Below are 24,889 nucleotides of genomic sequence, written 5' to 3' on the forward strand. Positions count from 1 at the left end.
TGCCGTGTGCATGGGTGGGTTCAGCGCTTTTTTCCGATCCGGCCGTCAGCCGACGATCAGTTCAGTCCACTTCTGGTTCAGCCAGTCGCCCTTTTCCATGTACAGATCGTAACGGGGGATGACCGGATCGATCTCGGAGGCGACCGCGGCAAACTCTTCGTCTGTCAGGTCGAGCACGCCGCGGTCGAGCGTCGGTGCTGTGCCGACCTTGCGCGACAGCAAACCTTGGGTTTCGGGCGTGCTCATGAAGTCGATGAAGACATGGGCCTCGTCCACCTTGTCGGAGGCGCGCGACAGGCACCAGTTGCCTGAGTCCAGAATGCCGCCTTCCTTCGGGAAGGTCGAACGCACCGGATGGCCGTCTGCAGCGGCCAGGCCTGTCACGTCGTGATAATACTGCCCCATCGGGATCTCGCCCGATTTCAAAGACTGTTCGAACTGCGCTTCGTCGCGATACCACAGCCGGACATTCGGCTTGACCTCGGCGAGTTTTTCGAACGCCGCCAGTTGGCCTTCCCCGGTATCGAGTGCATCAGTGCCGCCCATGTGTGTTTTGGCGGTCACTTCGAGCAGGAACGAGTTTGACACCAGCGCCAGAAGGCCGAGCCGGTCCGCATTGGCCGGGTCCCACAGCGCCGCCCAACTGTCGGGCGCTTCAGGAAAAGCATCCGTGTTGGAAACGAGCGTGATGTACCAGGCCACCGCGCCGACACCGGCTACGCGGTCATCGGGATAGTTTGCAACGAAGGCCGGGATCAGATCGTCGAAGTTTGAAATCCGCGAAGGATCAAGCGGTGTCCACAGTTCGGTGGTCATGCCGCGCAGCGTTGGCGTCTGCGCCATCATGGAGACGTCCGCTGGCGCCCGGCCGGCTCGGGCTGCTTGTTCGAGCTGAACAAGCCAGGCTTCACCTGTCGGTTCGGCAACCGATTCAACGACAATGCCGGTTTGTTCGGTGAAAACCGGGAAGATGTTGGCGTCAAACGAATCTTTGAAGTAGCCGCCATAAACGCCAACCTTCAAAGAGCGGTCCTGCGCGCGCACGATGGATGGCATCGCAAGCATGCCTGCGGTTGCGGCTGTCCCTGCGAGCATCGTCCGGCGATTGATGGCCTTCTTGGTCAAAAAACTCATATGTCTGTTCCTTTGTTTTGCAGCGCACCGGCGCTGCATCCGCTGCGCCCTATGTTTTCCCGCCTTTCCCGATAGCCGGGCTGAACACCATCAGGCTCAGTATCTCAAACAGCACCTGCGCGCCCGCATGAGCCGTGTTGGTTGTCGCATCATATTGCGGAGCAACCTCGACCATATCGCCGCCAACCAGGTTCACGCCCTTCAAGGCACGCAGCAACTCAAGCACCTCGCGCGTGGTCAGGCCGCCCACCTCCGGCGTTCCCGTTCCGGGCGCAAACGCCGGATCGATGCTGTCTATGTCAAATGACAGATAGACCGGACCGTCACCGACGATGGCACGTGCCTTGGCGGCGATCGCTGTCATACCCATGTGCGGTACGTCCTCGGCATGGATCACCGTCATGCCGCTTTCCGCCGAGAACTCCCAAAGATACTCGGCCGAACCGCGGATGCCAATCTGGATGGTCCGTTCGGGATCGACAACGCCGTCAAGCACCGCATTGCGGAACGGACCGCCATGATGGAACTTTGTGCCGTCGAACGCCCCGCCGGTGTCACAATGAGCATCGATGTGGATTAACCCGACGGGTCCCTCGCGGCCAACCGCTTTCAGGATCGGATGGCTGATCGAGTGATCTCCACCCACGGCGAGCGGCGTGACACCATGGTCCATCAAGACGTTGAAATAAAGTTCGATGTCATCATGGCTTTGTTCAAGCCGGTAACGGCTGGAAAACAGCACATCGCCCAGGTCGGCGACGGCCAGTTCGTGGACCGGTGCGGTTTCCAGCACATGATTGTAAGGTCCGATGCGCTCGATGGTACGCACCGCCCGCGGCCCGAACCGTGAGCCATTGCGGTTGGTGACACCCAGATCCATTGGCACGCCAACCAAGCCGACATCAAGCTCGGCAAGATCGGGTGCAGTCATATCAAGCGGTTGGTAGGGGGCGTCAAGCAAAGTCGGAAGCCCCGCATAGGGCGCCATGCGCGTGCCGGATTCATAGAAAATCCTGTCTGCGACGGCTCGGAACTTCGGATCGAACAGCTCCCCACCATGGCTTGCACCATATTTATTGCGCAGCGCTTCAAGTTTGTTTTTGTCCATGACCCTTTACATCGCCTGGCCGCCAATTCCTGTTTCCGGCACTCGTCATCAACAGATCGTTGCAATCCCGACTTGAAAAATCAATTGATATTGTTGAAGGACTTTCTGTGAGAAAAATTCAAGTGTAAGGACTTATGCGGCGTCAACTTCCCCCGCTCAACCCGTTGCGTGCGTTCGAGGCCGCCGCCCGCAACCGTTCTTTGTCCAAGGCTGCTGATGAGCTGTCGGTGACCCACGGGGCGGTGAGCCATCAGGTCAAGGCGCTCGAAGCGTCCATGGGCGTGGCACTGTTCCGCCGTGACGGCCGCCAGCTTGCTCTCACTGAACATGGTGCCGAACTGCTGCCGGCGGTGACATCCGCCTTCGACACCATTGCGGCGGCTACCGCGCGCATGACGCGGCCCACCACATCTGGGAGGCTCTCGATTGCTTGCGTCCCAGCTCTGATGAGCTTCTGGCTTATCCCGCGGCTGACCGGTTTCACCGCGCGCTTTCCGGAGGTCAGGCTGACGCTCAGAGCAAGCAATGACCAGGCGGCCATCCACGATCCGTCAATTGATGTGGCAATCCTGTACGGGGACGGCAATTGGCCCGATTGCTGGGCCACCTTGTGGACGCGCTTCAACCTTTTCCCGGTTCTGAGTCCGCCGGCAATCAACGCCCACCCGCTGCGTTCAGTGCGCGACATCGGCAAGCATCGCATCTTGCATGCCGATGACGATGGCCAGGAATGGCGCAACTGGCTGACAGCCGCCGACGCGCTCGACCTTGAGCAAGGCAGACATGATTTCATGGGTGACGCGCGCATGGCGACCGAAGCGGCGCTTGCCGGGCACGGGGTGGCGCTCGGCGACAGCCTGACAGCGGCAAACCTGCTACGCACCGGACAGCTAGTGGCACCTCTCAATCTGACCGTGCCTGCCCGCCATGCATTCTTTGTTGCCTGCCGGTCTGATTTGCGGGCTGCGCCGATTGTTGACGTCTTCATCAACTGGCTGTTCGGTCAACTTGACGAGGACGGGGCGCGGGTCGAACCGCAACACACCGCTCGTCGCGCCTTGCTCAAGAGCCCTCATTCAAGAACCGGCAGCATCAGGGCCAAGCCCGCCAAGGGAAAGACTCGTAAGCGCGCATGACCTCTACGCCACAGGAAGACAAAATGATCGAGCCGAACTTCAGCCCGCTAGTGCAGATGATGGCGCCGCCACCTGTTCCTGCGGTCAAAGAATGGGCTGAAGCTTATCAGGGTGCCCATGGTCCGTTGACCGATCTGTCGCAAGCCGTTCCAGGCTATCCACCCCATCCCGACATTCTGCGCTGGCTGGCTGAACAGGCTGCCAGCCCCGATATGGCTGGTTATGGCGATATTGAGGGCGAGCCCGAGTTGCGCGCTGCCTATGCGGCGGAGGTCAGCGCTGTCTACGGCGCTGCCGTGTCACCGGCTGAGACGCACATCACCGCCGGCTGCAATCAGGCATTTGTTGCCGCCATCCTCGCAATCGCTGCACCGGGTGACACCGTACTGCTGAGCAACCCTTGTTATTTCAACCATCAGACAAGCCTGGAGATGTTTGGCATCGAGGTGGCGCACTTTGCGTGCGATCCAGCGGACGGTTTCGTGCCCGACCCCGAAACCATTATAGCTGCGATCACACCGCGGACGCGCGCGCTGGCGCTTGTCACGCCCAATAATCCGACCGGAGCGGTCTACCCGCCGGCCGTGCTCGAAGCAGTGTTTGAACTATGCGCTGAAAACGGTATCTGGCTGATCCTCGATGAGACCTATCGCGACTTCCTCCCCGAAGATTGCGGTGCGCCGCATGACCTGCTGACCCGCAAGAACTGGCAGAAGACCCTGATCGGCCTCTACAGCTTTTCGAAAAGCTTTTGCATTCCCGGACACCGGCTTGGCGCGATCATTGCCGGAGATGAAGCCATCGCCCAGATATCCAAGGTCATGGACAATCTACAGATCTGTGCACCCCGTGTGCCACAGATCGCGATCGCCCGCGCGCTGCCCGCGCTTGAAGACTGGCGGCTCACCAACCGCAGGGAAGTCGCACGGCGCACTGTCGCCTTGAAATCGGCGATGGCACAAGCACCGGGATTTCACATCGACGCCGTTGGTGCTTACTTCGCCTTTGTAAGGCACCCGTTTGGAACACTTTCATCCGTCGAGGCGGCGCGCCTGCTCGCCGAACATTACGGCGTGGTGACGATCCCTGGCGCATTTTTCGGCGACGGCCTCGATGCCTATCTGCGGATTGCGTTTACCAATGCGGACGTGCCGGGGATCAGCGCTCTGAGCACGCGCCTGTCGGGCATAGGGATCAGTCAACGAAGTTGCCCGTGACTTCTTTGAGACACGTGATCCTCCTTAACCGAGATGACCCCTCGATGCTCTAAACACCTGGAGACAGGGTCTGAAACTGGAATGGAGGATTACAGCTCCCGCAATCGTCCACCGTGTTGTTCAAACAAGTGACAGGCCGATGTTTTGAAACTCAATTCGATCACATCGTTGGTGCGCGCGATGTTGACACGAGTGTGGATCGGGCTCTGACGGCGAGCATGATGTCTTGCTATCAAACTGCGACGTGCTGTAACCATGTTGTGATTAGTGTGTGGTGCTGTTGAGCTTCAGTTGATCATCGAACACACATGGCTGCCTTGCGGTCCCATTCGCCGGTCAAATGGCAATGTCCTCGGCGTTAGCTCCGAACCCATTTGGTGGACATTGAAACCATTCAAGACCCTTTTGCCGGCGCCAGTTGCTGAGCGTTGAATCGCCGTCGAGGACGACCCTCATGGCCATGAGGGCGACCTGTACCGCCTCTTTGCGCACATTGTCGCCCGGAAACTTGGCCCGGCCGCGTGACAATTCCTCCCTGATCTCGGAAAACAGGAGGTCGATGTCCATATCGTGACCCTCAGCGCTGCCCGTCATTTCCAGTCTCCCGCACGTGGTCCGAGCGTCTGCCCGGGTGGCGTCGCGGCGCTATGACGATAAGTGTATGAACTGAAATCGCCATTGAGATCAAAGGTCTGGATTGTGCCGTCGGTTGGTTTTCCCCTGAGTTATCCACTGTGGAATAGTCCGACTCGACATGATCGGCGATTGCCGCCATCATGAATGCGTTGGGTCCGGACAATTCCCGACAGCCAATTGGGAGACAGTTGATCGGATCGCCCAACATCCTGTGATCGAACCGGGCAGGAACGTCTTTGACGCCCCGGCCGGTGTCCGAGAGGCAACACAGGGCGCTGTGAAAAGCGTATGCATGTGCAATGACAGCAAGCAGTCGGTGGATTTCGGTCCCGAGGCTGCACGGGTCGAGGGCTTCATCTGATGGAGTGTTTGGCCACGGCGAACGAGGCAATCGAAGCAGAGTTCGCGAGAGGCCTAACGGTCAACGCGGAAGACTGGATTTGGTTACCACGTTTGAACAGGGGGGCGCTGGCTATGCCAGCGTCTTTCCTTTTGTGCAGGCAGAAAAACCAAATCTTCCGGACTTTCAGATCGTCAAACTCCGATCAAATCGGGCAGTCGTCGCATGTCGCTGAAAACCCGTGCGAGCGCGTTATCGCGCGGCGCTTCAAAAGCGGTCCGGACGGAAGGGTGTCAGATCGATGGAGGTTTCTTCGCCTTCTATCAACTGACCGACAAGCGCCGCAGTGCCGGCCGACTGTGTCAGCCCCAGATGTCCGTGACCGAACGCATAAACCACATTGTCGCTGCGCTTTGACCTGCCGATGACCGGCAGTGTATCGGGCAGCGACGGACGAAAACCCATCCACTGGCTGCCGTCCTCGATCCTGAGCTCCGGCAAAAAATCCTTGGCCTTGCCCAGCAGCGCGTCGGCGCGCTGAAAGTTGGGCGGCATGGCAAGCCCGGCAAACTCGACGGCGCCGCCAACGCGGATACCCGAACTCAGCTTCGATACGACAAAACCGTGACCGCCGAAGGTCAGTTGCATGCGCAGGTCAAAACTTTCCACCGGAAGGGTCGTGTTGTATCCGCGCTCGGTTTCCAGCGGAATCCGGTCGCCTACGGTCCGGGCCAGCCTGTGGGACCAGGCGCCGGCGCACACGACCACCTTTTCGGCGCTGATTTTCCGTCCGCCGGCGCAGGCAACGCCTGCACCCTGATCGGTGTGGGATATTGAAACGGCTTCGGCAATTTCGATCTGCCCGCCGCGATGACGGAAAAGATCCGCGATCGTCAGTGCATATTCCAGCGGATCGGCGATCGAATACCACTCGGGCGTATAGGTCGCCGCCACAAAGCGCTTGTCGAGGCCGGGCTGATATTCCGATATCGCATATGTGCCATGGACATGTTCGAACGGTATGTCGCAACGTTCCCGGGCACCCCAATAGGGCAGGGACGCCTCGAACTCGGCCCTGCTTTCATAGAGCTGCAGATTGCCGTCACGCCGGAGCATGCCGCCCGTGCCGGTTTTCTTCAGGAACGGCAGCAGGGCGCGTTTCGACTGATCCATCAACTCCACCTGCGCGCGGATTCCCTGTTCGACCCGCTCGGGCCGGCATGCCAGCCAAAAACGGATCATCCAGGGTGCCAGGTGAAGTGCATAGCGCGGTGGAACCGAAAGCGGACCCAGGGGATCGAGAAGCCAGCGCGGCGCCTGACGCATGATGCCGGGTGTCGCCAGCGGTATGATTTCGGAGAACGCGAACGCGCCGGCATTGCCGCTGGATGCCTCCGCCGCCGGTCCCTTGCGATCGAGAACGAGGACGGAATAGCCTCGCTGCTGAAGTTGAAAAGCTGTAGAAAGACCTATAATGCCTGCGCCGACGACGACAATGTCCGGCCGACCCTCACCTGCAATTGCCATAATTTGCCCAAAATAAATTCCGGCACCGCAAAATAACGCGGGGATCGGTGCCATATTCCCCTTAGCCGCGTCAAAATTGCGGCAAAGATGGCCGCGACGCAATCGCGGTCTTTATTGTCTCCTCGACTTTTTTGCGATGTTCGCCGGCCAAAGGCATGCGCGGAAGCCGCACCCGGTCGTTGGAGCCGATTTCAATCACCTCTGCAAGCTTGATCTGCTGAACAAGAAAGGTGGATACGTCAAGGTCGAGAAGCGGACGGAACCAGCGGTAGATATCCAGGGCCTCGCCGTAACGCTGTTGGCGGATAAGTTCATAAATCGCGACGGTCTCTCTCGGGAATGCAACGACAAGGCCGGCGATCCAGCCGACGGCACCCGCGGTCAGGGCCTCAAAGGCCAGATTGTCCACGCCGGTAAAGACCGCATAGCGCTCGCCCAACCGATTGAAAATTTCCGTGGTCCGTCGGATGTCGTCGGAGCTTTCCTTGATCGCGACAAAGCGCGGATCGTCCGCCAGCTCCTCCTTCATGTCCGGGGTCACATCCACACGATATCCGACCCGGTTTGAGTAGATCATCACCGGAAGGTCGGCGGCCTCGGCAATCGCTCTCAGATTGGCGACCGTTTCCTCATGGCTGGTATGATAGATCGGGGAGGGGACGATCATCACGCCGTCCGCGCCGGCGGCGGCGGCATGCCTTGCCAGATCGCATGCCTCGCGCGTTCCGGCCTCGGAGATGGTCAAAAGTGCGGGCTTGTCTCCTGTCACCTGTTTGCAAAGCCGCAGAACCGACAGGCGCTCCTCATGGGAGAGCATATTGCCTTCTCCGAGCGAGCCGCAGGCAACGAGGCCATGGCAGCCCGCGTCCATCTGATAGGCAAAACACCGCTCCATTTCGGCATGATCAAGCTCTCCGTTCTCGGTGAATTTGGTGGTGACCGCCGGAATGACGCCTTCCCACATAGCTTAGCTTCTCCCGCCCGTTTGACTTGTCCGGTTGATTTGGCAGACACTTCATAGCAATATTGGATCCAATATACAATAATGTCCGAGGGCCGGAGACACCGCCTTGAAAATCCGCACCGTAGACATCTCAAGCACGGCATCGGCGTCGTCGATCGTGTTCGCTTCGCTCCGGCGGGCGATCATCGAGGGCGAGCTTCAAGACGGCGCGCCGCTGCGCCAGGACGCGATCGCGGCGTTGTTCAACACCAGCCGTATTCCGGTCCGTGAAGCGCTCAGCCGCCTCGAACAGCAGGGCCTCGTCGAAACCCGCCGGTATCGCGGCGCGGTGGTCGCAAGATTGTCGGCAAAGGAAGCGGCGGAGATATTCGATTTCCGCAGCCTGCTCGAAAGCGAGGTGATCGCGACCGCCGTGCCAAGGCTGTCAGCCGCGTCACTGCTGGAAGCACGGCGGCAATACGAAGCCTTCAGGGATAGCAAGGACCCCTACGAATGGGGTGAATTGAACCGGGGCTTTCACTACGCGCTCTACAGGGATAGCGGCCTCGATTATCATCTCAGGGCCATCGACAACGCACTCGACCGCGTCGAGCGCTACCTGCGTACGCAACTGATCGCCACCGACGGACATGACCGGGCGAACCGGGAGCATTTGCAGATTCTGACGGCGTGTGAGCAAGGCAATGCGGCACGAGCGGCATATCTCACGCGCAGACATATTGACGGTGCCAAGGACATGCTGCTCGAATTTCTCGACCGGCCGGGCTCCGCTTCGGCCTGTTAGAGCGGAGCGCGCGGTTCTGAACTCCAGGCGGGAGTATCTGACCTATTTGCGGCGCGACTTTGTCATTCCGCAGCAACAAGGCCCGTGTCCTCGCCGCCGGCCGTTCGATCCCGGATGGACTCTCGCGCCGCGCCATAAAAACAGTCGCTGGCCGCCTGATCCGCTTCAATTTTTTCCGCCAGGCGATGGAACAGCAGGACGCAGAACGGATCGTCCGATTTCTTGCAAATATGCACGCGGCGCTTGTCACGATAGTCACCGATCAGGTTTCCCTCCAATGCGATGGTGCTGACGTGAAAGCCATAATCATGCGCGCCGTTCTCGCCCTGCAATTGGGCGGTTCCGGAGCAGATGGAGAATTCGGTGCTGCCGATCGCGATCGGCAGTTCGTCGAAATGAAATTCGGCATGAAACATTGTGGTTGGTCCGGAAAACAGGTGATCGTCTGAAAATATGTCAATATGGTATAAATGACAATCCCATTTGTAAGCGCGTGCGTGAAGACGAAACCTCGCGGCTCTGCCGGTAATATTTTTGCCGTCAAGACAAACGGTTACGAAGAATATCTCAGCCAGATGATTGAATTGACACTCAAATAAGACATGTTTGTCTCACTATGGAAAAACGACTCAGCACCACACAGGCCATCATCGAAGCCGCATTCGAGGTTCTCGGACGCGATCCCTCCGCATCGCTGTCGCAAATCGCCGATGCCGCCGGCGTCGGCCGTGCGACGCTGCACCGAAAATTTGCCGGGCGTGACGATTTGGTGCGCGCGCTTGTCCGCCAGGCGGCCCGTGAACTCGACAGCGCGGCCGAAAGGGCTGCGGCCGCCGCGCGCAGCTACACCCAGGCCTTGGAGAAAACCATGGCGGCGGCGGTCGCGCTGGGCGACAGGCAGTGGTTCCTGGCGCGGGAGCGTACCGAGTATGCGGAAGAGCCGCTGCGGGAAAAGCGCGAGCAGGAATTTCGGCAATTGCTGAATGAGGCTCGGAAAGAAGGGCTCTTTCCCCCTACCTGTCCGGTGGAATGGGCGGCACAGGTTTTCGATCATCTCGTCTACGCGGCCTGGACACAGGTGCGCGACGGCCACGCGACACCGGATCAGGCCGTGAGACTGGCCTGGTCGACGCTGACCGGCGGTCTCAAGGAGGCGCGTCCTTGACGTCGACGGTTCAGCCGCCCGTTGGCCGCCTGCAGGGGCTGGACCTTGCCCGCTTTCTTGCCCTTATCGGCATGGTCATCGTCAATTTTGACATTGTCATGGTGGGAATGGATGAAAGCGCTGCGCACTTTGCCACTTTGCTTCAGGGTAGGGCGGCGGCGACATTCGTTGTCCTTTCGGGGCTGGGTTTTGCGCTCGCCGCAAAACGAAGCAGTGTGCGCGATGTTCGAAGGGGCACATTGAAACGCGTGCTGTTTCTGTTCGCGCTCGGCATGGCGAATATGCTGATTTTTCCGCCCGACATCATCCACTACTATGCGTTCTATTTCCTTCTCGGCATGGCATTTCTTCGGCTGCGAGCGGCCGCGCTTATCTGGTGGTGCATCGCCCTGACGCTGCTCTTCCCATTCCTCGTTTTGCTGTTCGACTATGACGCGAGCTGGAATTGGCTGACTGGGGATTATGTCGGCCTCTGGACGCCGGACGGCTTCGTCAGAAACCTGGTTTTCAACGGATGGCATCCGATCATTCCGTGGCTCGCGTTTTTCCTGTTCGGAATGGCGCTTGGTCAGGCCGGCCTTGAAAACCGCCGCGTACAGGCAGTGATGGCCGTTGCGGGAACCGCCGCTTTCTCGATGTCACTGTTGATTGCCGGGCTGATGAGACCGATAGCAGGTTCCATCGACCCCGAGTTTGCGTACTTCGTCGGAACCGAGCCCATACCGCCCATGCCGCTGTTCATCGTGGCCGGCTGCGGCGTCGCCTCGATGACAATCGGGCTTTGCCTGCTTGTCGAAAAACGGCTGGCGGGCGCACGCGTGATGTATCTGGTTGCTCCGGCAGGCCGCCAGACCCTGACCCTTTACATCGCGCATATTCTTCTTGGCATGGGCGCGCTCGAGGCGCTGGGCCTCGTTGGCGGGCAAACGCCCGGGGCCGCGCTGACCGCATCGATGGTCTACTGCATCGCAGCCACGCTGTTTGCCTGTTTCTGGAGCCGGCATTTCAGGCGCGGGCCGCTGGAGGCGGTCATGCGGCGCCTGACCGGCTGACGCGGCCAGGGTTCAGGAGATACCGGCAGCAGGGGTCTGACGCTTGCCGTCGGCGCTGCGCGTCGCAAACAGCATGACGAGCGCGCAGAACGCGAAGCCGGCACTCACCCAAATGACGGTCCGGTAGTCGAACCCGCTGGCGATGAAGCCCATGGAAACGCCACCTATGGCGCCGCCAAGGAACAGGCTGTTGACATACATGGATGTCGCCCTTCCCATCCGGCCGCCGGCAAAGCTTTGCACGAAGGTTATGCCGACGCCGGCGAACAGCCCGTAATAGAAACCCTCAAGTGCCGCGACGACGACCATGTGCGTAACCGTCTCGACTCTGGCGATGGCGAAAAACGTCACGATGCCGACGCATGCCGACAGATAAAGGACATTGCGTTCGCCGAACCGCCGGGCAAGAACGGCGGCAAAGAAGATCGCCGGAACCTCAACGAAGCACTTGGCCGACAAAGACAGGCCGGGTGCGTAATAGGGCAGGCCGACCTCCTTCACGAAATAGAGAGGCATGACCGTGAGGTAGAGTGAATTGGTGACAGAGAAGAACAGGCACGAGGCAGCCGGCCCGCGCTCAAGGGGCGCTATCGCGAGGCAGGGTTCACGGCAAGGGCGGCGGACAGGATCTCGTCGCGGCCGTAAACGTCACGGCGGTAGTGCACCGAGCCGTCCTTGTTCACCCAGGCGGTCAGATAGACCACATGCACCGCAACCGGCTCTTCCAGCTTGACCACGCGGCGCTTGCCGGAGTTGACGATTGAATCGATCTGCATGCGGGATACGTCCTGCGCGCCGAGGATGATCTCCGCCAGCGCCATCGGGTCCTCCACCCGGATACAGCCATGGCTGAAATACCGCGATGCCCGGTCGAAGTTCGATTTCGACGGCGTATCGTGGATGTAGATGTTGAACTGGTTGGGGAACATGAACTTCACCCGACCCAGCGCGTTTCGCGGCCCCGGCTCCTGACGCAGCCGGAACGGGAAGCTGGCGCGCGAATAATTGCCCCAGGCAATACCGCCCGGATCGACCACCTTGCCGTCAAGAAGCACGCGAATGTTCTGCGATTGCAGGGCATAAGGGTTGGCTTTGAGTTTCGGCAGATACTCCTGCGTGGCGATGGAGTAGGGCACGTTCCAATAGGGATTGAACTCGAGATACTCCATCTCGTCGGAGAACACCGGTGTGCGGTGATAGGGCTTGCCCACCTGCGTCACCGCCGCATGGACGGTCTTCTCGTCCTGAACGAATTTGACGACCTGATCGGCAAGGTTCACGAAAATATACGGATTGCCGAAATCGGCCTGCATCCAGCGGCGTCGTTCCAGATTAAGCTCGACCTGGCGGATGCGTTCGTCGACACTGGTGTTCAGTTGCGCCAGCGTCGCCGGGCCGACAACACCATCGGTTTCCACACCCATGCGGAACTGGAACTGCTCCAGCGCTTCAACAAGTGCGCCGTCATAAATGGCACCCGTATGAGCGCCTTCTTCGAGGTCCTTCGATTCCACCAGCCGCTGGCGCAGGGCCGGCACGCGCGGATCGGCCATGCCCGGCTTCAGCGCCTCGCCGTCCGGTATGATGGTCCAGCCGCCCGTCGCGCGCACCACGAAGAGATGCTGCAGCAGGGTCTTCATGCGGTCGTAACGGGGGGTCCCGGGCGCGAAGTCGTGCAGGGCGTCCACGACATTGTTCGCATCCGCGAGCCTCTGCAAGATCACGTCAGCTGCGACCGTGTCGGGATAGATGACCAGTTCACGGTTGACTTCGTTGGGACTGACCCGGCCGCTGCGCAAATGCTGTCCGTAGCGCGCCACCGCGTCGGAGAGGGAGATCTCGAAGTCGGCGAGGCCCGCCTCCCGGTCTCCCTGCAGCTTGGGAAAGAGCTGATCGGCTCTGTAATCGGCCGGAATGAGACCGTCCTTATGGGCATTCAGGAGCGCAAAGACGATTTCCTTCGCCTCGTTCGTTGCCTTGCCGTTCCTGATCCAAAGCGGCGCGTAATCGCGTCCCTCATACCAAAAGGCGATGCGTTCGGCACGGCGCGTATCCGATTGCGGCCCTTCCAGCGGCAGGTACAGACGCGCCTGCATCGCCGCGTACCATTCCGGCGAATCCGTCCGCTCCGCAATGCCGCTCTTGCGGATGACCTGCTCCTTGCCTGTGTCTGCTGCGTCGGTCTGCGCGGCCGCCGGAGCAATGCCCAGGAACAAGGCCGTCGCCAGCATCGTCAATCCACGTGTGCTTCTCAAGATGTGCTCCCTGCCGATCCGGGTTCCGGACACCACCTTCTACCCCGAAATCGCTACTCCACCAAAATCGGCCATAGGCGACACCATTGGATGGCCTATGTCAATTAGAGTATCCATTTTGATCAAGCATTCATGTGGTGCCATTTTCGCTGCCGGATGCACGCCATTGTGTTTCAAAGTGTAGGGCCGTTTATCGGATGCCCGCGATGACCTTTGCCAGAAAAACAAGGTCGTTCGGCCCGGAAACGGAAACATTCAGCCTTGGTTCGATCGCAGAGCCGGTATCAACCGCTGCGGTCGAATAGGCAAAGCCCGCCGCCAGAAGCGGCGCCGGCAGCGACGTCAGGTCCTTGTCCCGGTTGAACCGGTCTACCGCCTCGAAATAGAGCTTCTGAAGGATGCGGTCGCCGCCGATGGATGCGATCAGTTCGCCGATTCCCTCTATCCGTAAATCGCCGGCCTCAAGGAAAAGCCGACCGTCTTTGACCGTTGGAACGACACCGGCGGTGATTTTCGCCGATTCGCCGCCCAGCCTTGTCTTGAGGAAATTGGTGCAAACCCAGACTTCGACATCGACCGTGGCGGCAAGGATGAGCAGGGCGTCATTGGCCGAAACGTCCGCGCGGGGTACGGATACCCGCAGTTCGCAGGCGCTGATATTCTCGTCGGCCAGGAGTTGAAGCTGTTCCTTCAGGATCGGGGACAGATCCCGCGCACGCGTTGTCGCATGTACAAGGATCGTCTCCGATTCATCGCCGGCAGCTTCCGCCGCGAGCAGCACGGGGATGGATACCGTCCGATCCTTTATCTTGACGGGCAGAGGGCCTTCGTAAAGCATGGCAGGCTCCGCCGCGGCATGGCCGAACGCCAGCGTCACAGCAAACACAAACGCGACCAGGCGCGATGCCGTCATGACTTCCTCCTCGAACGCGTCCTGACCAAACTATTAAGCCATCCCAGGCGGATGAGATACCGGCAGGAACAAACAGTATCTTTCACCGTGCCTCAATCCGTGAATGGAACCTGTTTGCGTCTGTCTCGGCTACAGCAGGCTCAAACGGCCGAACGCGCTTCGGCGCCCGGCGTGCTCAGCCGTTCAGCGTTTTGACAAAAACCTGCTCCGTCCGCCGGTGCCCCCACTGATTGCCGCTATATTCCTCCGTCAGCACGAAGCCGTTGCCTTCATAAAGCATGCGCGCGGCATCGAGACCTTTGAAGGTCCATAGTTTCATGGCGGCGAATTCCTCGTTGCGGCAATGGGTTATGGCTGTTTCCAAAAGCTTGCGCCCGACACCGGTCCCGCGTGCCTCTTCGGCAACAAGGAACCACCGCAGATGGGCGATGTCGTTGCCGAGACCTTCGCCATCGATCGCAATGGAGCCGAGGAAATACCCCGCGGACTGCGCGGTCCAGAGCTGGTTCCTGGCTTTGCCGAGGCGTGGCGCGAAGGCCGCAAGCCCCTCGGCGACCTTGGCCTCGAAATCGGCTCCGAAGCCCTCCAGCTTGTTGTAGGCGGCGGCATGCATCGTGACGATTTTCCCGATCAGGCCCGGCTGGTATCCCGCGATGATTCGGAGCGCATTTTCTTTTGAAGGCAAATTCTCGCCGACCCGGCTTGCCCGAAGGGCGGTCGCATAGGCCTGCAGGCCGCCAACGACAGCTTGTTGCGCATGCGCGTCGAGCGGCGCGATCGCCGATCGAACCTGATCCGTTGCAAACCGGTTGATCCGGGCCGCCGTCGCACTTCCCTTATCCGTCAAATCGAGATGTTTCACCCGCCGGTCGCCGGACGAGGGGACCTCACGGATCTCGCCCCGCCGCACAAGCGCACGAACAAGCCGGCTGACGGTCGATTTTTCCAGAAGCAACTGCTCGCTGAGCTGCCCGGCTGAAAGGCCTTCATGAGATTGCAGTTGCAAAAGCGCGTGAACGCCGGACGGCGACAGATCGCTGCCGGCAAGATTGAGGTTCATGAAACCCAATTCGCGTACCAGCTCCCGCGAGGCAGACCTGATCTGCTCGATGGTCGAAGAGGCATGTGTCTTATCATCAGGCATATTGGTTGTATCATACAACCAATATGCCTGCGATCAAGCCGCGTGTTTGCTGGTCGTGTGCAATTCGTCGGCCGGTCTGTCGTTCTGGACCATGGTCTGCCAACCGATTCGGCGCTTGGATCGTCCTCGACGATGTCATAGACGCCACTTGGTGCGCTCTCCACGGCTTCGACAACCGCCGACGCCGCATCGTCAATCCAGATCATGGATTTACAGGCCGGAGAGGGCGCGACCGGCATAGCCAGCCCCTTTCGGGCCATGGCGACCGTCTGGGCGCTGTCCGGCTCTTGACGGTCCGGCGTCCGGTTTGACAAAGATAGCGCCAAGGACCGAGCGGATTTCTCGCACCCCCAGCCAGTCACACACGTGTTGAACAAACCGGCAAAGGAAGAATGCGCAATGGGGCAAGCGATTGAGATCGCGACTGTGCGGCCCGCGGGCGCATTGCAACGGTTTTTGCCGTCATGACCGTTCCAGGCCAAATGTCGCAGGAGGCGCGGATCACCGTGGAGGTGACGGAGCTTACGGCCGCGTTCTGGCGGATCGGCATTCTGTCGTTCGGCGGTCCGGCGGCCCAGATCGCGCTGATGCACCGGGTGCTGGTCGAAGAGAAAAGCTGGCTGAGCGAGAAACAATATCTCAACGCTCTGAGTTTTTGCATGTTGTTGCCGGGACCGGAGGCCATGCAGCTTGCGACCTACGCCGGATGGCGGCTTCACGGTGTTGCCGGAGGTCTCATTGCCGGGCTGCTCTTTGTGCTGCCTGGCGCGGCTGTCATGCTGGGACTGGCAGCGCTCTATGCCTATCTCGGCAGTGTTCCGCTTGTCTCCGCCCTGTTTCTGGGAATCAAGGCGGCGGTTCTCGTGATCGTCATCGAGGCGCTGCTGCGGGTCGCAAAACGCGCTCTGCATCAGCCCCGTCACTGGGTCATCGCCGCGCTCGCATTTGTCGGCATTTTCTTCCTCGACCTGCCGTTTCCGCTGATCATTCTGGCGGCGGCCGCGATCGGGTTTGCCGGCGGAACCGCCACAGGTGAGCCCCAGGAGCCGCATGCCGGACACACATCGGCCGGCAAGACCGTGCGCACCGTCGCGCTGTGGCTGGCGATCTGGTGGATACCGCTGTTGGCCCTTGGAGCCCTGGAACTGCCTCTTCTTTCAGAACTTGGGCTCTTTTTCTCGAAACTTGCCGTGGTCACCTTCGGCGGCGCCTATGCGGTGCTTGCCTATATGGCGCAGGATGTCGTCAATCATCATGGCTGGCTCTCGGCGGGGGCCATGATGGACGGTCTGGGGCTTGCCGAGACAACACCGGGCCCTCTCATTCTGGTGACCGAGTTTGTCGGCTTCCTGTCGGCCTTCAGCAAGGGCGGACTGATGCTGGGCATCGCCGGTGCGCTGGTAACGCTATGGGCGACCTTCGCGCCGTGTTTCCTGTGGATCTTTGCCGGCGCGCCCTATATCGACTGGATCGGTTCCCAGCCCCGGCTGCGCGGCGCATTGGCCGCAATCACCGCGGCGGTTGTCGGGGTCATACTGAACCTTTCGATCTGGTTCGCCCTGCACGTCGCCTTCGCGACGGTTTCGGCCCGCAACTACGGACCCGTGACGGTCTGGCAGCCCGATCCGGCGACACTGGACTGGCGCGTTATTCTCCTGACCCTCGTTTCGGGCATTCTGCTGGCTCTTGGCTGGGGTATGGTACGCGTACTGCTCGTTTCGGCATTTCTCGGCCTGTTGTTGAGCTACACCGGCGCGCTCCCCTTTTGAACTGAGGAACGGCAATGAAACTGGCCCGTCACTGTCTTCGTGTTGAAGAGCCTTCGGAACTCATTGAGTTCTATACGCGGACCCTCGGGATGCAGAATTTCGGGAGCGCGGCTTCGCCGCTGCTCGGATATGATGAGAGCCAATGCCTGATCGAACTGACAGGTGGCGCTTCCTCCGCTCATATCGCGCGCTCGGACGGACTTTACTGGAAAACCGGAATAACGGTCCGCGATCTTGATGCCGCCGTCGAATATCTCTCAGCGCGTGGATGCAAGACGAGCGCGCCGTTCCAGTTCGCCGACATCGGCTATATGAGCCATCTTCGCGACCCCCAGGGCTTTGCGATCGAGCTCCTGCAACACGGATTTGAAGGCCGGGCGCGGGCCGCCGGGGCCGGCCATCCCGTCGGCGGGCAGGCGACACTCGCCCATATCACCCTGCGGGTCAACGATATGGCGGCCGCGCGCGACACCTGTGAGAACCGGCTGAAAATGCGGCTGATGTCGGTTCAGCCTGTCGATGACTATGGTTTCTGTCTCTATTTCTACGGCTGGAGCGACGAGGCGCTTCCCGACCCCGATGTGACGTCGGTCGCCAACCGGGAATGGCTGTGGGCGCGTCCCTATGCCCTTTTGGAACTGCAGCACCGGTTTTCAGGCGATGTGAAGGCGCAGGCTGCCGATGCGGATCGGGCAGGGTTCGCAGGGTTTGGCTGGACAGATGAGCACACGGGTGAGCGCCAGTACATCCGCCCGCATGAACTGGGCGACTGGCTGTAGGCGCCGCGTCGGCCGATGAGAATTTGCCGCATATGTCCGGCGGGCGGATATCCTGCTTACCGGAGCGTATCTGGCGGAGGGTCCATATGAAGAGCTATGAAGGGCAGTGCCTTTGCGGGCACATCCGTTTTCGGGTCGAGGGCAAGCCGACATTCCCGCACCTTTGCTCGTGCCGAACATGCCAACGCTGGTCCGGCGCCCCGACAGTTGCGTGGGTTGAGTTCCCGATCAAAAACCTCGTGTGGAGCGGGCCCGGCGGTGAGCCCGCCCTTTATCAGTCGTCCGAGAAAACACAGCGCGGTTTCTGCCCGGACTGCGGTGGCACCGTATGCGCGATCGATGACGGATACGACAAAATCTCACTGACCATTGCCTCCTTCGACGACAGTGCGCACATCGTTCCCGGCAAGCAGCACAGCTTTCGAAAAGAAGCGCCGTCCTGGTGGGACGTGACGATCAAACGCGAATAACGAATGGAAAAGCCCGAAGCATTCGGGCCGCGTCGCTTATGCGAATGTACCGCGACCGGCAGAAACGGTCTAACGCACCTGCCGTCCAAGCGCCCGCATCTTCTCAAGCCAGGCTTTCCGCTTTGTGTCGCTGACCTCTTCGACCATGCCGAAAAGCGTGTTCCGGATCGGCTTGACACCGACGAAACCGAGAATGTTGCGCTGCAGATTTTTCAGGCTGTGGGCCATGAAGAAAAACCGGTAGGCCAGCGCCGGCATGCCCATGGTGACGACGATCCGCGCGGACTTGTCGCGCAACAGCACCTTCGGGAAGCCATCGCCCTGACTGAGCGCGGCGCCGGGCCGGAACACCTGCTCCAGAAAGCCTTTCAGAAGCGCCGGCATCGTGCCGAGCCAAAGCGGATAGATGAAGACAAGATGGTTTGCCTGCAGGCAGGCTTTCTGTGCCGGGATAAGTGCAGCCGGCGTTGCCCGTGCGCCCTCATTCCAGTCGGCGGGACTGCGAAGAAGCGGAAAGTCCAGTTTTCCGATTTCGACGATCTCCACATCATGCCCCGCCTCACGGGCGCCTTGCGCATAGGCTTGACCCAGCGCGTGGCAGAGCCGGTTTCCCGATGGATCCGGATGACCCTGAATAATTACGATCTTCGCCATAACGTGCCTTTTGCCATTTCAGTCTGACCATCATACTGACGGTAAGGCCGGACGGCCTTGACCCAGCGCAACAGGCCGGTGACTAATCTCAAGGCGTCACGGCGGACAGGAGGAGAGATGGCAACCGAGCGGGAAAAGATGGAAGCGGGACTGATGTATTGCTGCATCGACGACGAACTCGACCGGCTGCGCAGCCGAACTTACGAGGCTGTCCACATCCACAACATGATGCCGCCGTCCGAGCGCGGCAATATCGCGCCCGAGCTTGCCGCTCTTTTTGGCCTGGCCGGCGAAGATATTCGGCTGGAGGCGCCCTTTCACTGCGTGTACGGCTACAACCTCTTTCTTGAACCGAAGGTGTATATGAATACCGGGTGTGTCATTCTCGATACGGCAAAGGTGCATATAGGGGCGGGGACCCTGCTCGGGCCGGGTGTCCATATCTGCTGTGCGGAGCACAGCAAGGATCCGGACGAGCGGGCGGCCGGGCTTGAGGTCGCCAAGCCGGTGACGATCGGCGAAAACGTCTGGATCGGCGGTGGCGCAATCATTCTGCCCGGCGTTTCGGTGGGCGCCAACGCAATCGTGGGCGCCGGCAGCGTCGTCACCCGCGATGTGCCGCCCGGCGCGACGGTGGCCGGCAACCCGGCGCGCGCGGTCACGGCAGCCTAGAGCGAGATTGAGTGCGGCCAGAAGGATCAATGCCGTGAATGTCAGACCCATGCCGGGCGTTCGGGATCCGGAAACCTCCGGCTCCCGACGGTTGCCGATATGCGGTGATCGGGGATAGTCTTTCGCAAATCGGTTGGGCGGCCATCCACGCCAGAAGGAAATGTGACCCGTGAATCAGATGCTGATCCTTGCCGGCGTCTTTGCCAGCGCGCTTGCCTGGTACTCCGCCGTCAGCCTTTTCATGTCGTCGGGACCGGTTATCCGCAGGCTTTAACATGCGCGCCACTGGATCGAGAGGGCGGCCGGCGTCTGTTTCATCGCTATTGGCGGCCGTATACTGGCGGGTGCGCGCAATCCCGTTTCCCCCTGAAGGCGCCGAAGAACAGAACGGAGGACTGAGAATGCGGAAACTCTTTGCCGGACTGGTTGTTGCGGCGCTGACGCTTGGACCTGCCCTGGCCGAGGAACTCGATGTGCCTGTCATGATGTGGGCCGACGATGACCTCGACGTCTGCAGTCTCGGCGTGGTGACAGGTCTCGACCCGAACGGCGATAACTTCCTCGCTGTCCGCGCCGGTCCGGGCACCGGCCACCGCATGCTGGACAAGATCGATACGGATGACCAAGTCTGGATTTTTGACGAGAACAACGGCTGGTTCGGGGTGGCCTACGGGGCCCCGGATATTGCCTGTTCGCCGATCCGCGCCGATCAGCCCTATAGCGGTCCGGGAAGCACCGGATGGGTTTTCGGCAAATACATCAAAATCGTCGCCGGATAACGCTTGCCTGCCATTGGTCCCGGCCAACCGGTCGGGCCGGCACATGCGCGCTTTTTTCATTACAAAAGTTTAATGCTGGAATAGCGACCGGAACAGCGTCTTCCTCCGTTTAAAGGTTAGAACCTATGACGGAGAACGAGCGCGATGTCGTTTTGGAAACAGGCTGTTATCTCTCTGATTTTGCTGTTGGTTTTATCCGTCGGCTTTCTGGCCGTGTCCTATGGGCCCGGTGTCTTGCAAAACTTGAATTCCGCAAGTGCCAGTGCCGGCACACCGCCCGCCGCGCCCACGCGGCCCGCGCCTCTGGTCGTCCTGTCGCCGGTGCTGAACGAAGCGGCGGACACGTCGGTGAAATCCATTGGCACCGCGCGGGCCGAGCAACATGCAACCCTTTATCCTGAGGTCGCCGGCAGGGTCGCGGACATCGGCGTTATCGCCGGACAGCGCGTCGAGGCGGGCCAGATGATCGTCCGATTGGAAGATCAGGCCGAGCGCCTTGCGGTTGACCGCGCCCGCCTTGCCGTCGAAGACGCTCAGGCGCAGCTCGAACGATATGAGGCGCTGTCGCAGCGTGACGCGGTTTCCGATGTGCAACTCAGCGACGCCCGCCTTTCCCTCGCCAATGCCCATCTCGATTTGCGCGAAGCGCAGGATGCGCTCGACCGGCGTTTGATCGCGGCGCCGTTCGACGGTGAAATCGGTCTGATCGACGTTGGCCCGGGCGATTATGTGACCGTTGCCACACCGGTCGCAAATCTGGATCAGCGGCAGACTTTGATTGTCGAGTTCCGCGTTCCCGAACGTTTCGCCGGCCGCGTTCGGACCGGACAGGCGATGACGCTCAGCGCGCCGGCCTTGCCCGGAGAGCAACTGATCGGCCGGATCGCCGGCATGGACAGCCGCCTCGACCCGGTCTCGCGCACATTGATGATCCAAGGCTCCATCGCGAATGATGACGACATCATCCGTCCCGGCATGTCCTTCGAAGTCGAGCTGTCCTTCGCCGGGGAGCTTTATGCGAGCGTGCCGTCACCCGCCGTTCAATGGGATCGCGACGGTTCCTACGTCTTCAAGGCGAATGGCGACACCGCCCTGCGCACGCCGATCGAGATCGTATCGCGCCAAGACGGCCGGGTTCTGGTGAACGGCGATCTTGAGAGCGGTGACAAGGTGGTGAGCGAGGGCACGAATGCCGTGCGGGCCGGTCAGACGTTCCGCACACTGCAAACCTCCGGCGAAGCCGCTACAGGAGCCTGAGCCGATGTCGAGGATCAGCGATGAACTCAAAGGCCTGCCGGCTTTCTGCGTAAGACGTCCGGTTTTCGCGATCGTAATCAACCTGCTGGTCATTATCGCCGGACTGGCGGCGATTTTCGCCGTTGAAGTGCGTGAATTGCCGAGCACCGACCGACCGATCGTGACGATCCGCACGGCCTATTCCGGCGCGACGCCCGAAACGGTAGACACGACGGTGACCTCGGTGCTGGAAGGCGCCGCCGCGCGCGCACCCGGCGTTGCCTCCCTCTCGTCGAGTTCCAGCTATGGCAACAGCCGCATCACCGTCGAGTTTTCGCCCGCGGTCGATATCGACACCGCGGCGACGGATCTGCGCAATGCCATTGCCCGTGCCGAGAGAAGTCTCCCGGACAGCGCCGATACACCTCTGGTCATCAAGGCCAATGATGACGACAGCCCGATTATCCGTCTGGCGGCAACGACCGATACGCTGCCCATCGAGGAACTGACCCGGATTGTCGACAGGCAGATTATCGACCGCCTGTCCGCCGTGCCGGGTGTTGGCGACGTCACGGTGTTCGGCGACCGGCAGCCGGTCTTCAAGATCGAGCTCGACATGGTCGCGCTGGCAAGCCGAGGCATGTCTCCTGCCGACATAAGCACCGCGATCGAGCGGGTGACCGGTGACAACCCGGCCGGATTGCTTGTCAGCGGCGGGGCTGAAATCCTGGTGCGGACCGATCTGAATGTCGGATCGCTGGATGACATAAGGACCTTGCGCATTGATGAACATACACGCATGTCTGATGTCGCAGAGGTCACTTACGGTCCGGCGGACCGGACATCCTATCTGCGCGCCGACGGGAAAACCGGCGTTGGTATCAACATCGTCCGGCAGGCGCCGTCCAACACGCTGGATATATCGCGCGGCATTGAAAGTGCCGTCGCCGATCTGCAGGCGCGACTGCCCGACGAGGTGGACTTGCGGGTCACCTCCGACGATGCCGTCTTCATCGGCGCGGCCATAACCGAGGTGATCAAATCTCTGGCCATTTCGACGGCGATCGTCGTGCTTGTCATCTTCCTGTTCCTGCGGACCGCGACGGCAACGATCATCCCGGCGATCACCATCCCGGTGGCGCTGATCGGGACCGTCGCGGCCATCTGGCTGGCGGGTTTTTCCCTGAACATCCTGACATTGCTGGCTCTGCTTTTGGCAACCGGTATGGTCGTCGATGACGCCATCGTCGTTCTGGAAAACATCGTCCGCAGGAGGCGCGAAGGCGACGGAAAACGGGCCGCCGCGGTTCGTGGAACACGCGAGGTTTTCTTCGCGGTCATCGCGACGACGGCAACGCTCGCGGCGGTGTTCATTCCGATTTCCTTGCTGCACGGAACCGTCGGGCAATTGTTTTCCGAGTTCGGCTTCGTGCTGGCGATTGCCGTTGCCATATCCTCCTTCGTCGCCCTGACGCTTGTTCCCATGCTGGCCTCTCGGCTTGCCGGACAAGCCGCACTCACAGCGCGCGTGACCTGGCTGGAACGTGTTGGAACAGGCTTTGCCAAAGGATACGGCAGGCTGCTGCGCGCAGCCCTGGCGGCTCCCCTTGTCGTTCTCGTCATAAGCCTGATATTCGCCGGGTTTTCCTGTCACCTGTTCACCAACCTGCCGCAGGAAATCACGCCGCGAGAAGACCGCTCCAGCATTCCGATTTCGGTCATGCTTGCACAGGGAACCGAGCTTGATGCGGCAAACGAGAAAATGAAGCAGATCGAGGCCATCGGCGAAGATCTGATGGCGAGTGGCGAAGTCGATTCGCTCTTCAGCGTCGTCGGCATGCAGTCTTCCAATCGGGGCTTCGTCATCTTCAGGCTGGTGCCCTGGGGCGAGCGCGACCGCAGCCAGGCGCAGATCGTTGCCGACATCAATACCAGATTGTCGGAGATTCCGGGGGTTGCGGCCTTCGCACACCAGCCCAATACGCTCGGTATTCGCGGCGGTGGCAGCGGCTTGCGCTTTGCCCTGACCGGTTCGAACTATGACGTGCTGTCCGATTCCGCCGATCTGCTGACGCAGGTGATGACAGACCGGTTCGAGGGCCTCGGCAGCTTCGACATCGGCTATGACACCACCCAGGGCGAGCTCTCGCTGAATGTCGATCGCGACCGCGCCCGCGAACTCGGTATCGACCTGGCGGATATCTCCTCCTTCGTTGCCATAGCGCTCGACGGCCGCGAGATTGCCGAGGTTCACCGTGACGACAATGCAGTTCCCGTGATGCTGTCGCTGGGGCATCGTGCGGTGTCGGACCCGCGCGATCTTGAAAACCTCTTCACGCGCGCATCGGACGGAACCATGGTGCCGCTGTCGACCGTGATCGAGGTCGAGGATCGCGCCGTCGCGCCGCAGCTGACGCGCGAGGAAAGAATGCGCGCCGTTCCCATATCCGTATCGCTCGGAGATGGTTACGACCTTGAGACGGCGGTGTCCGATCTGCGTGCAACCGCCGGTGAAGTCCTGCCGGCGGGCGTTGAGGTCACACTCCTGTCCGAAGCGGCGCTGCTGGAGGAGACATCGAGCGGCATGGGATTGGTGTTCGTCTTCGCCATCGTCATCATGTTTCTTGTTCTGGCGGCTCAATTCGAAAGTTTTGTCAGCCCGGTCATCATCCTTGTGACCGTTCCAAGCGGCGTTGCCGCGGCAGTGTTCGCGATCGGCCTGACGGGCGGAACGATCAACATATACAGCCAGATCGGTATTATCCTGCTGGTCGGAATCATGGCGAAAAACGGCATCCTGATCGTCGAGTTTGCCAATCAGCTGCGCGAGAGCGGAATGAGCGTGCGTGAGGCAATCGAGCGTGCATGCCTGCGCCGGCTGCGTCCCGTCATGATGACCATGCTTTCGACGGTAATCGGCGGTCTTCCGCTGATACTGGCCTTCGGCGCCGGCGCTGAGGCGAGAGCAGCCCTTGGCTGGACAATTGTCGGCGGACTTGGCTTCGCAACCATATCGACGCTGTTCCTGACGCCGGTTGCCTACAACCTGCTGGCCGGCTTCAGCAGTGCGCGAAACGCCGACGAGCAGCGTCTTGTGCGTGAGCTCGAGACCGAAGGAAAGGAGGCGTGAACAGCGTGAAAAACGAAGCCCGAAA

General features: G+C 60.5%; 23 protein-coding genes. 13 read left to right on the forward strand and 10 right to left on the reverse strand.

Annotated elements, in window-relative coordinates; genetic code table 11:
* Positions 1-45: 45 nt before the first annotated feature.
* Both AC5E6N_RS02065 and speB read right to left on the reverse strand, forming a co-directional pair.
* The gene (locus AC5E6N_RS02065; protein ID WP_491746246.1) at positions 46-1,134 is read right to left on the reverse strand and encodes an ABC transporter substrate-binding protein; all 1,089 of its coding nucleotides are present in this window, start codon (positions 1,132-1,134) and stop codon (positions 46-48) included.
* Positions 1,135-1,183: 49 nt separating this feature from the next.
* The gene (gene speB / locus AC5E6N_RS02070) at positions 1,184-2,242 is read right to left on the reverse strand and encodes an agmatinase (RefSeq protein WP_491746247.1); all 1,059 of its coding nucleotides are present in this window, start codon (positions 2,240-2,242) and stop codon (positions 1,184-1,186) included.
* A gap of 134 nt (positions 2,243-2,376) precedes the next feature.
* Here speB and AC5E6N_RS02075 point away from each other — a divergent pair, with 134 nt between their 5' ends.
* On the forward strand, positions 2,377-3,378 hold the full coding sequence (locus AC5E6N_RS02075) for a LysR substrate-binding domain-containing protein (protein ID WP_491746248.1): 1,002 nt from the start codon (positions 2,377-2,379) through the stop codon (positions 3,376-3,378).
* Between the two features lie 23 nt (positions 3,379-3,401).
* The gene (locus AC5E6N_RS02080; RefSeq protein ID WP_491746249.1) at positions 3,402-4,595 is read left to right on the forward strand and encodes an aminotransferase; all 1,194 of its coding nucleotides are present in this window, start codon (positions 3,402-3,404) and stop codon (positions 4,593-4,595) included.
* 336 nt (positions 4,596-4,931) lie between these two features.
* Here the strand turns inward: AC5E6N_RS02080 and AC5E6N_RS02085 are convergent, their stop codons facing one another.
* The 3 genes from AC5E6N_RS02085 to AC5E6N_RS02095 form a co-directional block, all read right to left on the reverse strand.
* A complete protein-coding gene (locus AC5E6N_RS02085; protein WP_491746250.1) occupies positions 4,932-5,189 on the reverse strand; it encodes a hypothetical protein in 258 nt (85 codons plus the stop codon).
* A gap of 649 nt (positions 5,190-5,838) precedes the next feature.
* Positions 5,839-7,098 (reverse strand): NAD(P)/FAD-dependent oxidoreductase, encoded by a 1,260-nt coding sequence (locus AC5E6N_RS02090; RefSeq protein ID WP_491746251.1) that lies wholly within the window; start codon positions 7,096-7,098, stop codon positions 5,839-5,841.
* A 70-nt stretch (positions 7,099-7,168) separates the two neighbouring features.
* A complete protein-coding gene (locus tag AC5E6N_RS02095) occupies positions 7,169-8,062 on the reverse strand; it encodes a dihydrodipicolinate synthase family protein (RefSeq protein WP_491746252.1) in 894 nt (297 codons plus the stop codon).
* Between the two features lie 106 nt (positions 8,063-8,168).
* Between AC5E6N_RS02095 and AC5E6N_RS02100 the strand changes: the two genes are divergently transcribed.
* The 4 genes from AC5E6N_RS02100 to AC5E6N_RS02115 all read left to right on the forward strand — a co-directional run bounded on the left by AC5E6N_RS02100 (position 8,169) and on the right by AC5E6N_RS02115 (position 11,063).
* Complete coding sequence (locus AC5E6N_RS02100) at positions 8,169-8,846, forward strand: GntR family transcriptional regulator (RefSeq protein WP_491746253.1); 678 nt, start codon at positions 8,169-8,171, stop codon at positions 8,844-8,846.
* A 59-nt stretch (positions 8,847-8,905) separates the two neighbouring features.
* The gene (locus AC5E6N_RS02105; protein ID WP_491746254.1) at positions 8,906-9,295 is read left to right on the forward strand and encodes a hypothetical protein; all 390 of its coding nucleotides are present in this window, start codon (positions 8,906-8,908) and stop codon (positions 9,293-9,295) included.
* 167 nt (positions 9,296-9,462) lie between these two features.
* The gene (locus AC5E6N_RS02110) at positions 9,463-10,011 is read left to right on the forward strand and encodes a TetR/AcrR family transcriptional regulator (RefSeq protein ID WP_491746255.1); all 549 of its coding nucleotides are present in this window, start codon (positions 9,463-9,465) and stop codon (positions 10,009-10,011) included.
* The gene (locus tag AC5E6N_RS02115) at positions 10,008-11,063 is read left to right on the forward strand and encodes a DUF418 domain-containing protein (protein WP_491746256.1); all 1,056 of its coding nucleotides are present in this window, start codon (positions 10,008-10,010) and stop codon (positions 11,061-11,063) included. The genes AC5E6N_RS02110 and AC5E6N_RS02115 overlap by 4 nt, the downstream gene beginning before the upstream one ends.
* A gap of 12 nt (positions 11,064-11,075) precedes the next feature.
* On the opposite strand, the gene AC5E6N_RS02120 is transcribed toward AC5E6N_RS02115, so the two are convergent.
* The 4 genes from AC5E6N_RS02120 to AC5E6N_RS02135 all read right to left on the reverse strand — a co-directional run bounded on the left by AC5E6N_RS02120 (position 11,076) and on the right by AC5E6N_RS02135 (position 15,375).
* Positions 11,076-11,654: an MFS transporter gene (locus AC5E6N_RS02120; protein WP_491746293.1), complete on the reverse strand. Its 579-nt coding sequence runs from the start codon at positions 11,652-11,654 to the stop codon at positions 11,076-11,078.
* On the reverse strand, positions 11,651-13,318 hold the full coding sequence (locus tag AC5E6N_RS02125; RefSeq protein ID WP_491746257.1) for a L,D-transpeptidase family protein: 1,668 nt from the start codon (positions 13,316-13,318) through the stop codon (positions 11,651-11,653). Before AC5E6N_RS02125 ends, AC5E6N_RS02120 begins: the two co-directional genes overlap by 4 nt.
* Positions 13,319-13,508: 190 nt before the next feature.
* Positions 13,509-14,231, reverse strand: coding sequence for a hypothetical protein (locus tag AC5E6N_RS02130; protein ID WP_491746258.1), 723 nt, complete (start codon positions 14,229-14,231; stop codon positions 13,509-13,511).
* 175 nt (positions 14,232-14,406) lie between these two features.
* Positions 14,407-15,375 carry a bifunctional helix-turn-helix transcriptional regulator/GNAT family N-acetyltransferase gene (locus tag AC5E6N_RS02135; protein WP_491746259.1) on the reverse strand — a complete coding sequence of 323 codons (969 nt, stop codon included), beginning with the start codon at positions 15,373-15,375 and terminating at the stop codon, positions 14,407-14,409.
* Between the two features lie 464 nt (positions 15,376-15,839).
* Between AC5E6N_RS02135 and chrA the strand changes: the two genes are divergently transcribed.
* The 3 genes from chrA to AC5E6N_RS02150 all read left to right on the forward strand — a co-directional run bounded on the left by chrA (position 15,840) and on the right by AC5E6N_RS02150 (position 18,393).
* Positions 15,840-17,144: a chromate efflux transporter gene (chrA, locus tag AC5E6N_RS02140; protein ID WP_491746260.1), complete on the forward strand. Its 1,305-nt coding sequence runs from the start codon at positions 15,840-15,842 to the stop codon at positions 17,142-17,144.
* Positions 17,145-17,158: 14 nt separating this feature from the next.
* A complete protein-coding gene (locus tag AC5E6N_RS02145; protein WP_491746261.1) occupies positions 17,159-17,923 on the forward strand; it encodes a VOC family protein in 765 nt (254 codons plus the stop codon).
* A gap of 86 nt (positions 17,924-18,009) precedes the next feature.
* Positions 18,010-18,393 carry a GFA family protein gene (locus AC5E6N_RS02150; RefSeq protein ID WP_491746262.1) on the forward strand — a complete coding sequence of 128 codons (384 nt, stop codon included), beginning with the start codon at positions 18,010-18,012 and terminating at the stop codon, positions 18,391-18,393.
* A gap of 69 nt (positions 18,394-18,462) precedes the next feature.
* Here the strand turns inward: AC5E6N_RS02150 and AC5E6N_RS02155 are convergent, their stop codons facing one another.
* Complete coding sequence (locus tag AC5E6N_RS02155; RefSeq protein WP_491746263.1) at positions 18,463-19,047, reverse strand: NAD(P)H-dependent oxidoreductase; 585 nt, start codon at positions 19,045-19,047, stop codon at positions 18,463-18,465.
* Positions 19,048-19,164: 117 nt separating this feature from the next.
* Here AC5E6N_RS02155 and AC5E6N_RS02160 point away from each other — a divergent pair, with 117 nt between their 5' ends.
* The 4 genes from AC5E6N_RS02160 to AC5E6N_RS02175 all read left to right on the forward strand — a co-directional run bounded on the left by AC5E6N_RS02160 (position 19,165) and on the right by AC5E6N_RS02175 (position 24,864).
* The gene (locus AC5E6N_RS02160) at positions 19,165-19,719 is read left to right on the forward strand and encodes a sugar O-acetyltransferase (RefSeq protein ID WP_491746264.1); all 555 of its coding nucleotides are present in this window, start codon (positions 19,165-19,167) and stop codon (positions 19,717-19,719) included.
* A gap of 401 nt (positions 19,720-20,120) precedes the next feature.
* On the forward strand, positions 20,121-20,498 hold the full coding sequence (locus AC5E6N_RS02165; RefSeq protein ID WP_491746265.1) for an SH3 domain-containing protein: 378 nt from the start codon (positions 20,121-20,123) through the stop codon (positions 20,496-20,498).
* Positions 20,499-20,741: 243 nt separating this feature from the next.
* Complete coding sequence (locus tag AC5E6N_RS02170; RefSeq protein WP_491746266.1) at positions 20,742-21,755, forward strand: efflux RND transporter periplasmic adaptor subunit; 1,014 nt, start codon at positions 20,742-20,744, stop codon at positions 21,753-21,755.
* Positions 21,756-21,759: 4 nt separating this feature from the next.
* Complete coding sequence (locus tag AC5E6N_RS02175) at positions 21,760-24,864, forward strand: efflux RND transporter permease subunit (RefSeq protein WP_491746267.1); 3,105 nt, start codon at positions 21,760-21,762, stop codon at positions 24,862-24,864.
* Positions 24,865-24,889 lie beyond the last annotated feature (25 nt).

Source organism: Hoeflea sp. (genome assembly GCF_984452065.1).

What these genes read in the sequence shown, in the direction of transcription:
- AC5E6N_RS02175 (WP_491746267.1), top strand. Translation starts at nt 21,760, where the DNA reads ATGTCGAGGATCAGCGATGAACTCAAAGGCCTGCCGGCTTTCTGCGTA.
- AC5E6N_RS02145 (WP_491746261.1), top strand. Translation starts at nt 17,159, where the DNA reads ATGAAACTGGCCCGTCACTGTCTTCGTGTTGAAGAGCCTTCGGAACTC.
- AC5E6N_RS02095 (WP_491746252.1), bottom strand. Translation starts at nt 8,062, where the DNA reads ATGTGGGAAGGCGTCATTCCGGCGGTCACCACCAAATTCACCGAGAAC.
- speB (WP_491746247.1), bottom strand. Translation starts at nt 2,242, where the DNA reads ATGGACAAAAACAAACTTGAAGCGCTGCGCAATAAATATGGTGCAAGC.
- AC5E6N_RS02150 (WP_491746262.1), top strand. Translation starts at nt 18,010, where the DNA reads ATGAAGAGCTATGAAGGGCAGTGCCTTTGCGGGCACATCCGTTTTCGG.
- AC5E6N_RS02110 (WP_491746255.1), top strand. Translation starts at nt 9,463, where the DNA reads ATGGAAAAACGACTCAGCACCACACAGGCCATCATCGAAGCCGCATTC.
- AC5E6N_RS02075 (WP_491746248.1), top strand. Translation starts at nt 2,377, where the DNA reads ATGCGGCGTCAACTTCCCCCGCTCAACCCGTTGCGTGCGTTCGAGGCC.
- AC5E6N_RS02165 (WP_491746265.1), top strand. Translation starts at nt 20,121, where the DNA reads ATGCGGAAACTCTTTGCCGGACTGGTTGTTGCGGCGCTGACGCTTGGA.
- AC5E6N_RS02080 (WP_491746249.1), top strand. Translation starts at nt 3,402, where the DNA reads ATGATCGAGCCGAACTTCAGCCCGCTAGTGCAGATGATGGCGCCGCCA.
- AC5E6N_RS02135 (WP_491746259.1), bottom strand. Translation starts at nt 15,375, where the DNA reads ATGCCTGATGATAAGACACATGCCTCTTCGACCATCGAGCAGATCAGG.
- AC5E6N_RS02085 (WP_491746250.1), bottom strand. Translation starts at nt 5,189, where the DNA reads ATGACGGGCAGCGCTGAGGGTCACGATATGGACATCGACCTCCTGTTT.
- chrA (WP_491746260.1), top strand. Translation starts at nt 15,840, where the DNA reads ATGACCGTTCCAGGCCAAATGTCGCAGGAGGCGCGGATCACCGTGGAG.
- AC5E6N_RS02090 (WP_491746251.1), bottom strand. Translation starts at nt 7,098, where the DNA reads ATGGCAATTGCAGGTGAGGGTCGGCCGGACATTGTCGTCGTCGGCGCA.
- AC5E6N_RS02065 (WP_491746246.1), bottom strand. Translation starts at nt 1,134, where the DNA reads ATGAGTTTTTTGACCAAGAAGGCCATCAATCGCCGGACGATGCTCGCA.
- AC5E6N_RS02160 (WP_491746264.1), top strand. Translation starts at nt 19,165, where the DNA reads ATGGCAACCGAGCGGGAAAAGATGGAAGCGGGACTGATGTATTGCTGC.
- AC5E6N_RS02130 (WP_491746258.1), bottom strand. Translation starts at nt 14,231, where the DNA reads ATGACGGCATCGCGCCTGGTCGCGTTTGTGTTTGCTGTGACGCTGGCG.
- AC5E6N_RS02155 (WP_491746263.1), bottom strand. Translation starts at nt 19,047, where the DNA reads ATGGCGAAGATCGTAATTATTCAGGGTCATCCGGATCCATCGGGAAAC.